This is a genomic window from Acinetobacter sp. ANC 4805 (genome assembly GCF_022549495.1).
Lineage (GTDB): Bacteria > Pseudomonadota > Gammaproteobacteria > Pseudomonadales > Moraxellaceae > Acinetobacter.
Genome location: NZ_JAKZGD010000003.1, coordinates 41,025 through 55,687, shown reverse-complemented (window position 1 = coordinate 55,687; position 14,663 = coordinate 41,025). Strand labels below are relative to the sequence as shown.

At 40.7% G+C, this 14,663-nt stretch carries 12 protein-coding genes; 4 read left to right on the top strand and 8 right to left on the bottom strand.

What is annotated here, in order from left to right:
- The first annotated feature begins 107 nt into the window (after nt 1–107).
- The gene (locus MMP60_RS04810; protein WP_241335219.1) at nt 108–1,619 is read left to right on the top strand and encodes an aldehyde dehydrogenase family protein; all 1,512 of its coding nucleotides are present in this window, start codon (nt 108–110) and stop codon (nt 1,617–1,619) included.
- Between the two features lie 147 nt (nt 1,620–1,766).
- On the opposite strand, the gene MMP60_RS04805 is transcribed toward MMP60_RS04810, so the two are convergent.
- Nucleotides 1,767–2,627, bottom strand: a complete 861-nt coding sequence (locus MMP60_RS04805) for an alpha/beta fold hydrolase (protein WP_241335218.1) — start codon at nt 2,625–2,627, stop codon at nt 1,767–1,769.
- 94 nt (nt 2,628–2,721) lie between these two features.
- On the opposite strand from MMP60_RS04805, the gene MMP60_RS04800 reads away from it, so the two are divergent.
- Nucleotides 2,722–3,306 (top strand): TetR/AcrR family transcriptional regulator, encoded by a 585-nt coding sequence (locus tag MMP60_RS04800; protein WP_241335217.1) that lies wholly within the window; start codon nt 2,722–2,724, stop codon nt 3,304–3,306.
- Nucleotides 3,307–3,424: 118 nt separating this feature from the next.
- Here MMP60_RS04800 and MMP60_RS04795 read toward each other — a convergent pair whose 3' ends face one another.
- The 7 genes from MMP60_RS04795 to MMP60_RS04765 all read right to left on the bottom strand — a co-directional run bounded on the left by MMP60_RS04795 (nt 3,425) and on the right by MMP60_RS04765 (nt 12,473).
- Complete coding sequence (locus MMP60_RS04795) at nt 3,425–4,819, bottom strand: amino acid permease (RefSeq protein ID WP_241335216.1); 1,395 nt, start codon at nt 4,817–4,819, stop codon at nt 3,425–3,427.
- A 178-nt stretch (nt 4,820–4,997) separates the two neighbouring features.
- Nucleotides 4,998–5,972, bottom strand: coding sequence for a succinylglutamate desuccinylase (gene astE / locus MMP60_RS04790; RefSeq protein WP_241335215.1), 975 nt, complete (start codon nt 5,970–5,972; stop codon nt 4,998–5,000).
- A gap of 32 nt (nt 5,973–6,004) precedes the next feature.
- Nucleotides 6,005–7,345 (bottom strand): N-succinylarginine dihydrolase, encoded by a 1,341-nt coding sequence (gene astB / locus MMP60_RS04785; RefSeq protein WP_241335214.1) that lies wholly within the window; start codon nt 7,343–7,345, stop codon nt 6,005–6,007.
- A gap of 32 nt (nt 7,346–7,377) precedes the next feature.
- Complete coding sequence (gene astD / locus MMP60_RS04780) at nt 7,378–8,847, bottom strand: succinylglutamate-semialdehyde dehydrogenase (RefSeq protein WP_241335213.1); 1,470 nt, start codon at nt 8,845–8,847, stop codon at nt 7,378–7,380.
- Nucleotides 8,847–9,890, bottom strand: a complete 1,044-nt coding sequence (astA, locus tag MMP60_RS04775; protein ID WP_241335212.1) for an arginine N-succinyltransferase — start codon at nt 9,888–9,890, stop codon at nt 8,847–8,849. The genes astD and astA overlap by 1 nt, the downstream gene beginning before the upstream one ends.
- Before the next feature lie 21 nt (nt 9,891–9,911).
- Entirely contained in the window at nt 9,912–11,117 is a 1,206-nt protein-coding gene (locus MMP60_RS04770) for an aspartate aminotransferase family protein (protein WP_018676885.1), read from the bottom strand.
- Between the two features lie 81 nt (nt 11,118–11,198).
- Nucleotides 11,199–12,473, bottom strand: coding sequence for a Glu/Leu/Phe/Val dehydrogenase (locus MMP60_RS04765; protein WP_241335211.1), 1,275 nt, complete (start codon nt 12,471–12,473; stop codon nt 11,199–11,201).
- A gap of 229 nt (nt 12,474–12,702) precedes the next feature.
- On the opposite strand from MMP60_RS04765, the gene MMP60_RS04760 reads away from it, so the two are divergent.
- Together MMP60_RS04760 and MMP60_RS04755 are read left to right on the top strand one after the other, a co-directional pair.
- On the top strand, nt 12,703–13,125 hold the full coding sequence (locus tag MMP60_RS04760) for an Lrp/AsnC family transcriptional regulator (protein WP_241335210.1): 423 nt from the start codon (nt 12,703–12,705) through the stop codon (nt 13,123–13,125).
- A 140-nt stretch (nt 13,126–13,265) separates the two neighbouring features.
- Nucleotides 13,266–14,636: a CmpA/NrtA family ABC transporter substrate-binding protein gene (locus MMP60_RS04755; protein WP_241335209.1), complete on the top strand. Its 1,371-nt coding sequence runs from the start codon at nt 13,266–13,268 to the stop codon at nt 14,634–14,636.
- The last annotated feature ends 27 nt before the right edge of the window (nt 14,637–14,663 follow it).

The window sequence follows — 14,663 nt, the reverse complement described above, 5'->3', positions numbered from 1 at the left end:
CTTTCTCCAACCTTCCCAGTTATATCCTAATTAAATAGCGTACAAAAGTACCTTATACCAAAGCTGTAGATGCTTAACAGATCAATTATAAGCAAAGGAATATATATATGCGTTATGTCGATCCTAATCAACCTGGTTCAAAGGTTCAATTCAAAGCTCAATATGAGAACTTTATTGGCGGTCAATGGGTAGCACCTATAAAAGGAGAATACTTCGATAATGTCTCTCCTGTCGATGGCAAAGTATTTACAAAAATACCGCGCTCGTCAGCTGAAGATATCGAACTCGCTTTAGATGCAGCACACAAAGCAAAAGCTGAGTGGAACAAAAGTTCACCAACCGTACGTTCAAATATTTTACTTAAAATCGCAGATAGACTAGAACAGAATCTAGAATATCTTGCAGTTGCAGAAACTTGGGATAATGGTAAACCTGTTCGAGAAACACTCGCTGCTGATATTCCATTGGCAATTGACCATTTCCGCTATTTTGCAGGCTGTATTCGCGCACAAGAAGGTGGCATTTCAGAAATCGATGAAGATACGATTGCTTACCATTTCCACGAGCCTTTAGGCGTTGTTGGTCAAATTATTCCGTGGAACTTTCCAATCCTTATGGCAGCATGGAAGCTTGCTCCAGCACTTGCCGCAGGTAACTGTGTTGTCTTAAAACCAGCAGAGCAAACACCTGTCGGTATTTTACTGGTTCTTGAGTTAATCCAAGATATTCTACCTGCTGGCGTATTAAACATTGTCAATGGTTATGGTGCTGAAGTTGGTCGCCCACTTGCAACTAATCCACGTATCGCAAAAATTGCATTTACAGGTTCAACCCAAGTTGGGCAGTTAATCATGCAATATGCCACTGAAAACATTATTCCAGTGACTTTAGAGTTGGGTGGAAAATCACCAAATATCTTCTTTGAAGATGTGATGGATAAAGAGGATGATTTCCTCGACAAAGCGCTCGAAGGCTTTGCAATGTTCGCACTCAACCAAGGCGAAGTTTGTACCTGTCCATCTCGTGCATTGGTTCAAGAAAGCATTGCGGATAAGTTCTTAGAAAAAGCCATTGAGCGTGTGAAACGTATCAAAGTTGGACATCCACTTGATACTGAAACAATGGTTGGTGCGCAAGCCTCACAAGAACAGCAAGAGAAAATCCTACGTTGTATCAATACAGGTCGAGAAGAAGGTGCTGAACTTCTTACTGGTGGTGGTGCAAGACAAGAAGTCGGTGATGGTTTCTACATCGAACCAACAGTCTTCAAAGGACACAATGCCATGCAGATCTTCCAAGAAGAAATTTTTGGCCCAGTTCTATCTGTCACCACGTTCAAAGACTTTGATGAAGCAGTTAAAATCGCAAACGATACCATCTACGGTTTAGGTGCTGGGGTTTGGTCTCGTTCTGCACATACATCATATCGTGCTGGTCGAGCAGTTGAAGCTGGTCGTATTTGGACAAACTGTTATCACATCTACCCTGCCCATGCTGCATTTGGTGGTTATAAAAAATCAGGGATTGGACGTGAAAACCACAAAATGATGTTAGACCATTATCAACAAACTAAGAATTTATTGGTAAGTTATTCAACTAAACCTGCTGGATTCTTCTAAACCTCACTCGCTGTTGTTCTTTCATATCAGTATGTAGAACAGCTCATTCCGTGTAAATCTAAAGAGTAAGTGTTTTTGCACTTACTCTTTTTACATATCATTCAATGAATAAACTCTTTTTAACAGCAAATACATTTTGATTAATTTCTAAAGATTAAACCAGTCGAGAACATCATCCCATAGAGGAACTGCATGAGCACGGAAATACCCCATATGCCCTATTTTAGGCATAGATGATGTTAATGAAATATCTTTGCAAATGACGGGAGCATTTTTATAACCTTGCATAAATGCATCTCGTGATTTGGGTGTAGCCCACAGATCATCCGTTGCATTCGCTGCAACAATTGGTGTGCGTATTTGAGTAAAACTTTTTGTGATTTCTGGAACAGTTGGATCATCAAAGAAATAGTGCTGATTCTTACACCAATGCTTCCATTGTGCATAAACACCATATGGCAAGTCTTCTCCCATCCCCAACATGGACATCGGGGTATAACCTTTTAGTTTTGTTAACGTCGGAAGCACCATATTCCACATGACTTGTACACGTAAGGCTTCTGTTTTCGGCATCCACCCAGACCAACCAGCTCCCGTGGCAAAAGTATAAAACTTTTGAATTTTATAATGATTTGGAATGAGACCAAAAGCATGACCGCCAAACGAGTGTCCAACCATATAAAGTGGAATCTCTGGATGAGATGTAGATTCAACAACAGCTTTAAGGTCAAGCTTTGCCCAATCTAAAAAACTAGCATTAAAGCCTTTTAAACTACCTATTTTAGAACGACCAATTCCTCGATAATCAAATGTGATCGTTGTATATCCTTTTTGAGCTGTATACTGAGCAAAACGTCGATAAAACTCTTGAGGAACACCTGTTGCCCCAGCAACAATAATATTAGCCACAGGTTTTGGTGCGCTATAACACCTTGCCGAAAGCATATATCCATCATCTGCTGTTATGAAAAAGTTGTTTTCTACGATTGCGAGTGCCTGAGTATTCATATCGATAACCATATTTATCTGACTAGTTATAACAGTTGTTATAATGAAAAATATGCTAAACTATAACGAGTGTTATAACAAGCTCAGTTGACTTATGCGTTCAGAAACAGACCCTAAAAAAAGATTAGTATTTGCAGCAATTGATTTAATGCGAATGTATGGTTTGAAAGCAGCAAGTGTTCGTGAAGTTGCCAAACATGCCAAAGCACCATTAGGCTCTACCTATCATTATTTCCCTAATGGCAAACAAGAAATCATCAATGAAGCTCTGAACTTAACTGGCAATCTTGTACTTGAGAAGCTCGACCAAGCCTTAATAGATGGGCCACAAAAAGGTCTACAGCAATTTATTCAACAATGGAAAGACATCCTCGTTAACTCATCTTTTCGTGCAGGCTGTCCCATCATGGCTGTTTTAGTCGAGGCTGGAAACGAAGAAGGAAGCGAACAACATATTGAACATGCCGCAAACATTTTTGATATGTGGGAAAACAGTTTGTTTCATTCGCTAACAGAACATCATGTTTGCCACGAAGAAGCCAAAAACCTTGCGCTAACAATCGTTTCTGCCGTAGAAGGAGCTGTTCTACTTTGTCGAGCAAAGAGAAGCCTTGTACCACTCGAAACTGTTGCTCAACATTTTGAATCTGCTCTATCAAAAATACTCACGACTCAATAATTTATATAAGCACGCGTCAATACTTTGGGATGTAATACAAAAAAACGAATCGAGTCTCAAAAATATGAGCATCGATTCGTCTTTTTATCGCCGTATCATTTTAAGTTAAGCGTCGACTTTAAGACTTATCTTTATAAAACATATAGTAGCTTGCATAGCAGGCAATCATAAATAAAACACAGCAGACAAAACCAACTTGCATTGAAGGATCTGCCACCATACTAATACAGGTAATGACACAGAAGGCACCGCCTAAAATTGGTGTCAACGGAAACAACGGAGCAGCAAATTTAAGGTCTTTGACAGTTTTACCAGACTTGATCCATTGTCTACGGAAGTTAAATTGGCTCACACAAATTGAGATCCAAACCACAACCATGGTAAAAGCGGCAACACCCAGTAAATTTTTGAAAATAGTTTCAGGCGCAAATTGTTCAGATAATAAACCAGGAATTGCACCAAACATCGTGACAATAATCGCAATAATTGGCGTACCTGAACGTGTCAATTTAGCAAACACTTTAGGAAGTTGATTCTGTGCTGACAATGACCACATCATTCGAGAAGCAGCAAATAAGCCTGAGTTTGCAGCCGATAAAAGTGCAGTAATAATCACAAAACGAATAATATCTTCTGCATATGGAATACCGATGTAATTAAATACCGTCACAAATGGACTATTACTTACGCCTTCTGCATTGAGTCCTGCCATTTCATAAGGCAGTAATGCACAAATCACCACAATCGTACCAACAAAGAAAATCAATAAACGCCAAATCGCAGCATTAATTGCTTTCGGTACAGTTTTAGCAGGGTCTTCTGCTTCCCCTGCGGCAACCCCAATCAGTTCTGTACCAGAGAATGCAAAATTAACAATGAGCATTGTGGCAAAAATTGGGTAAATACCATTTGGGAACCAGCCATGCTCGGTCAATTTACTAAATAACGGTGCTGACTCATGACCATGATAGGAGATCAAGCCAAAAATAGCGGCTAAGCCCAATGCAATAAAACAGATAATAGTGAGAACTTTAACCAAAGACAGCCAAAATTCAGACTCAGCAAATAACCGAGTGGAACTCACATTCAGCGTAAAGACCAGTGCCGCAAATAATAAGGTCCATGTCCACATGGAAATAGCAGGAAACCACTCTTGCATGAGTAATGCTGCGGCAGTAAATTCTGTCCCTAACGTTGCAGTCCACGTCAACCAATACAACCATGTGATCATATAGCCCGTGCCTGGCCCAATATAGGTTCTGGCATATTCACCAAATGAACCCGAAACTGGCATCTGTACTGCCAACTCACCTAAACACAGCATGACCATGTATGCAATGATACCACCGAGCAGGTAAGAGAGAATCGCACCAACGGGACCTGCCTGTGAAATCACATCACCTGAGCCTAAAAATAAGCCCGTTCCAATTGCACCACCCAATGAAATCATCACCAAATGACGTTTCGTCATGGCACGTTTTAGGGGCTTACCCACTTCTATATTGTTACTCATACACGATCACTCCAACTATCTTTTTATGACAACCTGTCCTTGCTTTCCACTTTCATAAAAATGAATATCCAATAGATATTTCTTTCCCATGTTTATTTTTACTGAACATCCATATTCAAACTCCATTTAGGTCTATTCCGTGTCACATCCATTTTTTAAAAGTCGATGTATGTGTATGCTACCCAATTTCCTTTAAAACCAGTCCAGCTCTCAAGCCAATCTTCACATTTGGATTTGGAAATAAAATCCAGACTTGCTGATTATCCACGATATAATTGCCTGCTTGCTGAGTTGCAATCACCTCACCTTTCTGAAAGGTTGAAAAATTAGGTGCATCAGCACTTAATTGCAATTGGAAATCGTCACTCTGCTTTAGAACTGAGTCCACCACCTTAAATTGGCGAATAGTTGGCTTCTGTCTACATGGCAAAGCCTGTTCTGAAAGTACCGCACGTAAAACCTGATCTGTACTCGCAAATTCAGCTAAATCATTTTGACCAAACGGCTTTGCTTTGCCTAATTCCAAGGTACTACTCGCCGCTTGACATCGTTCAGCAGTAAAATGGGTAAAAGTTTTACCAACCGCATTGTGATACACCAAAGCATCAAGATCCGCAGCATTCAAACTTTGAATCAGAAAGTCATCATAGGGCTGTGTTTGATAGGGAAATAGTGCAAATACAGGAAGTAATGAGGCACGAATGGCTGTATGTAAATCGTAATGATAACGCTGTGCTTCAGCACCACTTTGCTCAAAAAATTGGGCTGTTCGCTGTTCCAATTGAGCTGCACGTTCAGTTTCAGCATCTTGGCGTAAATGCTGATAAGCACCACAGAACATCCTATTCACATCATTTTCAAGATAACGTACACCTTTACGAATCGCTTCAGGGTTACCAAAGACGAATAGCACCCGTACCTTGAGCGCTACGCGTTCAACAAATAAATCATTAATAATCTGTGCCAATAGTTCAATCGGTGCAGTTTCATTGCCATGAATACCCGCAGAAAGCACGATGGTTTTTCTATAGGTTGTTTTTGGCGTACATTGCAGTAACCCTTCACCTAGCCACTGCCATGTAAAGCCTACCGTTTCACCTTGAGTTTGCTCAGGTGACTGTTGTGCTAAAGTCAACGCAAGTAGATCAACCATGTACCTTCATCCTTAAAAGCCATTGTTTCTATTTATCTTTGGAAGTGATAAACCGAGCCTAAATCTAAAATTTTGGTGAGTTCGTCTAATGCAGTACGACTCTCGATCAATAATCGAGGATCAGCTAAGTCATCCTGTGTTAATTCATCCCGATAGTGTTGATCAACCCACTGATTCAGCGTTTTAAACAATGCATCGTTCATAAATAAGTTTGGATTGACTGCATTAAGCTCAGCATCATTCACGGCAACACGTAATCGTAAACATGCAGGTCCACCACCATTACGCATACTTTCACGTAGATCAAAGACCTTAATGTCATCAATTGGCGTTCCCATTTGAATCATGTCATTTAAGTAGCTCCACACCGCTTTGTTCTGACGAGATTCTTCTGGTACAACAATGCTCATACCACCATCAGCACGTGTCAAAATTTGACTGTTGAATAAATAGGTTGAAACTGCATCTTCAACCTTTACTCGGCTTTCAGGCACTTCAATCGAAACAAACTCTTGTTCAATGCCCGCCATTTTTTTACGGATTTCATTGAGTGAATCAGCTTGATTTAAAAAAGCATGTTGATGATGGAATAATACCTGTTGATTACTGACCGCAATCACATCGTTATGAAAGACACCTTGATCAATCACATCAGGATTTTGTTGAATGAACACGGTACGCTGCGCATCAAGACGATGTAAACGCGCAATTGCTTCACTTGCCTCACGAGTTTGGCGAGCAGGAAACTTTTGCGGTGCAACAGTGCCACCAAGTTGCTGCTGACCATAAACAAAAACTTGTACGCCTGCTTGATCGTATGCACCACCAAGACGATTGTGATTGGCGGCACCTTCATCACCAAATAAAGCAGCTTCTGGCAATGCTTCATGATGCGCGAAATAGACATCATTATTGAACATCGCTTGAAGAATGCGTGTAGTCGTATGATGCTCAATTGAGCGATGGAACTTATTATTTAAGTTTGCCGCAGTAAAATGCATACGCCCATCCGTGCTATCTGCCGATGGTGAAACCGTACACGAGTTTGCTGTCCACATTGAAGATGCTGAACTTAACGATGACAATAGTGCTGGTGCAGTACGCATCGCCTGAGTAATGACATCAATATCACTACCTGTAAAACCTAAGCGGCGTAGTGTTGGCACATGCGGACGCTCTTGTGGTGCAAACACACCTTGCTTGAGTCCCAAATCCGCAAGAGCTTTCATTTTCATTAAGCCTTGTTTTGCAGCTAATTTAGGATTTGAAGCATTATTACGGTTTTTAGTGGATGCAACATTACCAAACGATAAACCTGCATAATGGTGCGTAGGCCCAACTAAACCATCAAAATTAATTTCATAACCTGACATTTTCTTCTCCATGTGTCTTGATGCGATCCGACTTAGAGCACAATGCCCGGTGATAATTTTGCAGGTAGCGTGACATTGTCACTCTCCAACGATGCCATCGGCCAAGCACTATAATCAGCAGCATAGAAAGCACTCGCACGATGGTTACCTGAAGCGCCTACCCCACCAAACGGTGCTGCACTTGAAGCACCAGTCAATGGTTTATTCCAGTTCACGATACCCGCACGTGCTTCAATCAACACGCGATCAAATAAATCGCGATCAGGTGAAACCAAACCAACAGCCAAACCAAATCGAGTGTTATTGGCGATGCTTAATGCTTCATCAAAAGTGTTGTAGCGATAAATCGTCGTCAACGGACCGAAGTATTCATCATCAGGAATGCCATCGACCTGTGTTAAATCTAAAATGCCTGCGGTCAACAATGAACTGTCTGCTTGTGGACGTGTCATTTCTAATAATGGTTTTGCACCTAAAGCGATGAGTTTAGTTTGTGCAACTAACATTTGTTCAGCAGCACGAGAAGAAATCACACCACCCATAAATGGTTGTGGTTCAGCATTCCACGTACCAACAACTAAATTCTTCGCGACTTCAACAAAACGTTGAATAAAGGCATCACCATTCGCACCATGTTTGACAATAATACGGCGTGCGCAAGTACAACGTTGCCCAGCAGAAACGAAAGCGGATTGAATGGCTAAATTCACAACCGCATCAATATTGCTTGCTTCATCAATGATCAAGGCATTATTGCCGCCCATTTCCAAAGCAAGGATCTTTTCAGGTGCGCCTGCCATTTGCTTATGCAAGTGATAGCCTGTATTGGCACTACCTGTGAAAAGCAAACCATCAATCTGTTCAGCCGCTGCAAGAGCCTCACCTGTGCTACGTCCACCTTGTACAACATTGAGGACGCCATTTGGTAAACCTGCTTGTTGCCAGAGTTTTGCAGTTTCTTCTGCTGTCCACGGCGTCAGTTCACTTGGTTTAAACACCACAGTATTGCCCGCAATCAATGCAGGAACGATATGACCATTTGGTAAGTGACCAGGGAAATTATAAGGGCCAAATACAGCCAATACCCCATGTGGACGATGGCGTAACGAAGCCACACCATCTGGCATTTTAGTTTCGCTGAAACCTGTACGTTGATCATAAGCACGAATTGAAATCGCCACTTTGCCAACCATCGATTGCACTTCGGTCAATGTTTCCCAAAGTGGTTTACTGGTTTCTTGACTAATGACGTGTGCCAATTGCGTTTTATTTTGTTCAAGCAATACAGCAAAACGTTCAATAATCGCGATACGATCTTCTAATGGCAAACGTGCCCAAGCAGGAGATGCCTGTCTTGCAGCATGGCATGCTTGCTCAACATCAGCAGAGTCTGCTTCATGCCCTGTCCAAATAAGTTGATTGCTGACAGGATCTGTTTTGATGAATGTTGTACCTTGTCCTTGTACCCAAACACCATTGATTAATAACGCACCTTGTGACATTAGTTCTTCTCCATTTTTTCTAATGCTAAAACCCGTACTTCATCCTGTTCATTCACATTCAGAGCTTGAGCTTGAGCTGCCGTTAATCGCAAAGTATTGCCTTGATCTACTTTGTTATTGATCAACAACACGCGGTAATCTTTGTATTGGTCATTCGCAACCAAATAATGAATCTCTGTCGTCTCAACTTGCTCGGTTATATTGACCTTGAACAAACGACTTTCTTTGACTGCACGTAAATCAGTGGTATTGGCTTCCAATGTTGGACCTGCATCAAAAATATCCACATAACCCTGATATTTAAGACCTTCTGACATCAGTACCTTTGCCGCAGGGAGAGTGTGAGGATGCATTTCAGCAATCACGGCACGCGCCTCTGAGGTCAGCAAGTCAACGTAAACAGGAAATCTCGGCATTAATTCAGCAATAAAGACTTTTTGCCCAATACCACTTAAATAATCTGCCGTTGCAAAATCCATATTAAAGAAGTGATAACCCAAGGCATCCCAGAATGGCGAATGTCCATTTTGATCTGAAAAACCACGCATTTCGGCAATCAACCTTTCTTCAAAGAAAGAACGAAATGCAGCAATAAACAGAAAACGAACTTTGGATAAAAATTTACCATTCTGATTTTTGCGATATTCAGGATCAAGAAACAGGGTGCAGAGTTCACTACAACCCGTATGATCATTACTTAAAAATAAAGTATCTAAAGTTTTATAAACATTTAAAGCCTTAGACGCATGTACTTGTGTTGCTACACGGAAGTTGTAAAACGGTTCTTTTAAACCCACTGCAACTTCAATTGCACTCACACCTACAATTTTTTGAATACTGGTATCTTCAAGTACAAATAAATAACTGGCATCACACTTCTCTGCTAAACCATCCAAAGTGTGATGTGTACGTGTAATGCGTTCAGCCAAGATTTCTTTATTTTCTGGTAAGGAGGTCAAACCAATGCCTGACTCTCCTGCTCTTTGCGCTAAACGATAAATATCATCTAAATCCCGATGCGCTGCATGTCTAACAATCATCATGGTTAGATGCTCACAACAGACTTAAAGGCGTGCTAAAGCACGAGCAAAACGGTTTAGACCTTCATCAATATCTTCCATTGGAATAATCAGTGAAGGCGTAAAACGCACCACATCAGTACCTGCAACTAAAGCCAATAAACCTTCTTCACCTGCTAAAGTGACGATATTTTTTGCTTTACCTGCATATTCATCTTTAAGCACACAGCCAATCAATAAGCCTTGACCACGAATTTCTTTAAACAAGTCATATTGCGCATTGATCTTATTTAAAGCATCAATGAAATATTGATAACGTTGTTTGACACCATCTAATACTTCAGGTGTATTGATAAATTCAAATACCGCACCTGCAACTGCACACGCCAATGGATTACCACCATAAGTCGTCCCATGATCGCCCACTGCATACATGTTGGCATATTTGTCGGTGGTGATCATTGCACCAATTGGGAAACCGCCACCCAATGCTTTTGCCGTCGTCAGAATGTCAGGTGTTACACCTGTATTCATATAGGCATACAATGAGCCAGTACGACCGACACCTGTTTGCACTTCATCAAAAATCAGTACTGCACCTTTTTCGTCACACAGCGCACGTAAGCCTTTTAAGAATTCGATATCTGCTGGTAGAACACCGCCTTCGCCCTGAATTGGCTCAACAATGACCGCACAAGTATTATCAGTAATCACAGCTTTTGCAGCTTCAAGATCATTAAATGCAGTATGTTCAATCCCACCTGGTAAAGGTGCAAAATCTTGAGAATATTTCGGCTGACCGCCTGCTGTTACAGTAAATAAAGTACGACCATGGAAGGCATTTTTAAATGCAACAATCTGGTTCTTATTTGAATTACCACTGAGCAAACCGATTTTACGTGCCAGTTTCAAAGCGGCTTCATTGGCTTCTGCACCTGAGTTACAGAAAAAGACTTTGTCGGCAAAAGTGCTTTCAACCAATTGTTTTGCGAGACGTAATACTGGCTCATTGGTATAACCATTACCAATATGCCAAAGTTTTTGTGCTTGTTCAGTTAAAGCATTCACCGCAACTGGATGTGCATGACCTAAAGCATTAACCGCAATACCACCTGCAAAATCAATATATTCTTTATCGTTTTGATCCCAAAGACGAGAACCTTCACCACGAACTAAAATGAAATTTGCTGGAGCAAAAACAGGCACCATCCAATCATTAAAATTGCTACGTGTAATTGCGACATCGCTCATTTTACTTACTCACTTCCTGTTTGGATATTCAGGCTTGTTGAACACTCAACAAGCCCTTTGCTTTAACTGAAATTATTGGTTTTAACCAGGGAAAATACCGCGTTCTTTACGCGCTTTAAGGATACGTTCACAGGCTAAAATATAAGCTGCGGTACGTAAGCTACATTCTTTCTGCGCTGCGGTATTCCACACATCACCCATTGCCTGAATCATTAATTTATCAAGACGCTCATTAATTTCATCTTCGCTCCAGAAATAACTCGCCATATCTTGAACCCACTCAAAATAACTGACCGTTACACCACCAGCGTTACAGATCACGTCAGGTACGACCGTAATATTACGGCTAACGAATACATCATCTGCTTCTGGGTAAGTTGGACCGTTTGCACCTTCAAGTACAATTTTGGCTTTGAGCTTTTGCGCACGCTCAACCGTAATCTGCCCTTCCAATGCGGCTGGAATTAGAATGTCCATATCGACATCCCAAAATGCTTCATCTGTGATCACAATTGCATCAACAAAGCCCATTACGCCACCATGTTCAGCAACATGCTTTTGTAAAGCTTTGACATTGAAGCCTTCTGCATTAAAAATCGTACCTGTGTGGTCTTGTACACAAACCACTTTTGCACCTGCTTGACTGAATAAGTAAGCCGCTTCATTGCCGACATTACCAAAGCCTTGAACCGCAACTTTACTACCTGCAACAGGTAAATTAATTCGTTTTGCAACTTCTAAACCCGTTACAAAAACGCCTCGTCCTGTTGCACGAACACGACCCAATGAACCACCTAAATGCACAGGCTTACCTGTCACAACGCCAGTCACGGTATGCCCTTTGATACTTGAATAGGTATCCATCATCCAGCCCATAATATTGGCATTGGTGCCCACATCAGGTGCAGGAATATCAATTTGAGGACCAATAATTGAACTAATTTCACTGGTAAAACGGCGAGTTAAACGTTCTAATTCACGAGGTGAAAGCTCTTTAGGATTTACTCGTACGCCACCTTTAGCACCACCAAATGGGAGATTAAGTACTGCTGTTTTAATGGTCATCCATGCAGACAACGCCATCACTTCATTTAATTCAACATCGTGGTGATAACGAATACCACCTTTACCTGGACCACGTGATAAGTTGTGTTGTACACGGTAGCCTTCAAAATGACGAATTGTGCCGTCATCCATTACAATTGGAACATCGACAATCAGAGTACGTTTTGGACGTTTCAGCGTATTGACGAAATTGCTGAGATCAGCATCTAAATAAGGTGCCACTCGATCAATTTGAGTGAGATAAGTTTGCCAAGCACCACTATTTTGAGCCGTATATGATAAAGACATCATCTATTCCTTAATTAATCAATTTTCCCTGTTATCTACAGATTCCCTTTCGCTAAGAGTTTCTGTTTTGCCCCATCGTTCCTTGTCAACATTGATTGCTTCATTAGATTGAATAAAAAATGCTTGGGGCTTCATATAGTGATTATTATTAAGAATCAAATTGATTCACAAAATTCCTTATAATGATTAAAATGAACTAATTTTTATCAATTTGTTAATAGAAAGTATCAAAATGAACAATATTGACCATGTTATCTTGGGATTACTCAAAGATAATGCTCGAATTTCGATCACAGATTTGGCAGCAAAAACACGAGTCTCTAGAGCGACTGTGCAAAAACGGATCGAATATATGGAGTCGACAGGTATCATTACGGGCTATACCGTACGCTTTCGCCCTAATGTGGAGAAAAATATTATTCGGGCGTGGATGAATATCATGGTTGAGGGAACCAAAGCTCAAGCCGTTATTCGTGAATTACGCTTAGAATCGGCGGTTGAACGCCTACATACCACCAATGGGAAATGGGATATTTTGGTCGAATTACAATCAGATAGCCTTGAAAATTTTGACAAAGCACTTGAAAGAATCCGAAATATTTCAGGTATTTACAATAGTGAAACCAGTATTTTACTGTCTACTTATAAAACCTAGTAATCTAGTGATTCATTCTTAATGATAAGCATCCATCCTTATTGATCAATTTCAATATCATATATCGAGTTGGCACGCTCTATGCTTAGTGTTAAAGGCAACTTCTTAAATGTCTTTAATTTCCAACATAGGTGTGCTTTATGAGTTTTAAAATATACCCAACACTGGTTGTGGCTTGTATAAGTTCTGTTTCTTTGAGCGTTAATACCCTTGCAGCACCTCCGACCCAACCTGCTATCAGTGTGGCAGAAAAACCCAATTTAAAAATTGGCTTTATCAAACTCACTGACATGGTGCCTTTAGCAGTTGCTGCTGAAAAAGGCTTTTTTAAAGATGAAGGTTTGAATGTACAACTCGAAGCACAATCCAACTGGAAAGTACTTTATGATCGCCTAGCAAATGGTGAATTAGATGGCGCACACATGTTAGCTGCAATGCCTCTTGGCTCAGCAACAGGCGTCACTGGACAGAAAGAAATCATTGCACCATTTACCCTCTCTTATAACGGTGCGGGCATTACCGTATCCAATGAAGTATGGGGGAATATGAAAGCCAATGTTCCAATGGTTGCTGGAAAACCTAAACACCCTATCAGTGCAGCAGCACTTGCCCCTGTAATTGCCAATTATAAAAAATCAGGAAAACCATTTAACCTAGGTATGACTTTTCCTGTAGGTACACACAATTACTTATTACGCTACTGGCTAGCAGCAGGTGGCGTACACCCTGGTATGTATAATCCGCAAAAAGGTGACAATAGCGGTAATACAGGTGGTGATGTGATGTTATCGGTTGTACCTCCTCCACAAATGGTTGCTACGATGCAAGCTGGTACAACAATGGGATACTCTGTTGGTGAACCGTGGAACCAACAAGCAGTGATGAAACGTATTGGTGTTCCTGTCATTACCAGTGACAAAATATGGAAAGATGGTGCAGATAAAGTATTTGGCGTAACTAAACAGTTTGCTGATACAAATCCAAAAACCACAATCAAGGTTGTTAAAGCACTGATTCGTGCCTCATATTGGCTAGATGAAGGTAACAATGTCCACCGTGCTGAAGCCTCTAAAATTATTTCTAAACCTAATTATGTAGGTGCAGATTCTACCGTCATCGACAACAGTATGACGGGAACATTTGAGTTTGAAAAAGGCGATGTTCGTGCTGTACCAGATTTTAATAAATTTTTCCGTGGTGGTCAGTATGGTATTCCTTATTACTCAGATGCAATTTGGTGGTTAACACAAATGCGTCGTTGGGGAACATTACCACAATCTAAACCAGATGGTTGGTACATGGAAATGGCGAAAAAATCATATCGTCCACAAATTTATGTTCAAGCTGCTAAAGAATTAATTGCTGAAGGCAAAATGAAAGCAACTGATTTCCCTAACTTGAACAAAAATAGTTTTATGAAAGCACCTCAAGTTAGCCCATTAGACGGTATTAAGTTTGATGGTAATAAACCAAATGCATACCTAGCATCATTCAAAATTGGCAATAAGTAATTAAAAAAACGGGGGATAATTTATCCC

Excerpts from the sequence above, each read along its gene's own strand:
- MMP60_RS04810 (WP_241335219.1), top strand. The coding sequence starts at position 108 with ATGCGTTATGTCGATCCTAATCAACCTGGTTCAAAGGTTCAATTCAAA.
- MMP60_RS04805 (WP_241335218.1), bottom strand. The coding sequence starts at position 2,627 with ATGAATACTCAGGCACTCGCAATCGTAGAAAACAACTTTTTCATAACA.
- MMP60_RS04800 (WP_241335217.1), top strand. The coding sequence starts at position 2,722 with ATGCGTTCAGAAACAGACCCTAAAAAAAGATTAGTATTTGCAGCAATT.
- MMP60_RS04795 (WP_241335216.1), bottom strand. The coding sequence starts at position 4,819 with ATGAGTAACAATATAGAAGTGGGTAAGCCCCTAAAACGTGCCATGACG.
- astE (WP_241335215.1), bottom strand. The coding sequence starts at position 5,972 with ATGGTTGATCTACTTGCGTTGACTTTAGCACAACAGTCACCTGAGCAA.
- astB (WP_241335214.1), bottom strand. The coding sequence starts at position 7,345 with ATGTCAGGTTATGAAATTAATTTTGATGGTTTAGTTGGGCCTACGCAC.
- astD (WP_241335213.1), bottom strand. The coding sequence starts at position 8,847 with ATGTCACAAGGTGCGTTATTAATCAATGGTGTTTGGGTACAAGGACAA.
- astA (WP_241335212.1), bottom strand. The coding sequence starts at position 9,890 with ATGATGATTGTTAGACATGCAGCGCATCGGGATTTAGATGATATTTAT.
- MMP60_RS04770 (WP_018676885.1), bottom strand. The coding sequence starts at position 11,117 with ATGAGCGATGTCGCAATTACACGTAGCAATTTTAATGATTGGATGGTG.
- MMP60_RS04765 (WP_241335211.1), bottom strand. The coding sequence starts at position 12,473 with ATGATGTCTTTATCATATACGGCTCAAAATAGTGGTGCTTGGCAAACT.
- MMP60_RS04760 (WP_241335210.1), top strand. The coding sequence starts at position 12,703 with ATGAACAATATTGACCATGTTATCTTGGGATTACTCAAAGATAATGCT.
- MMP60_RS04755 (WP_241335209.1), top strand. The coding sequence starts at position 13,266 with ATGAGTTTTAAAATATACCCAACACTGGTTGTGGCTTGTATAAGTTCT.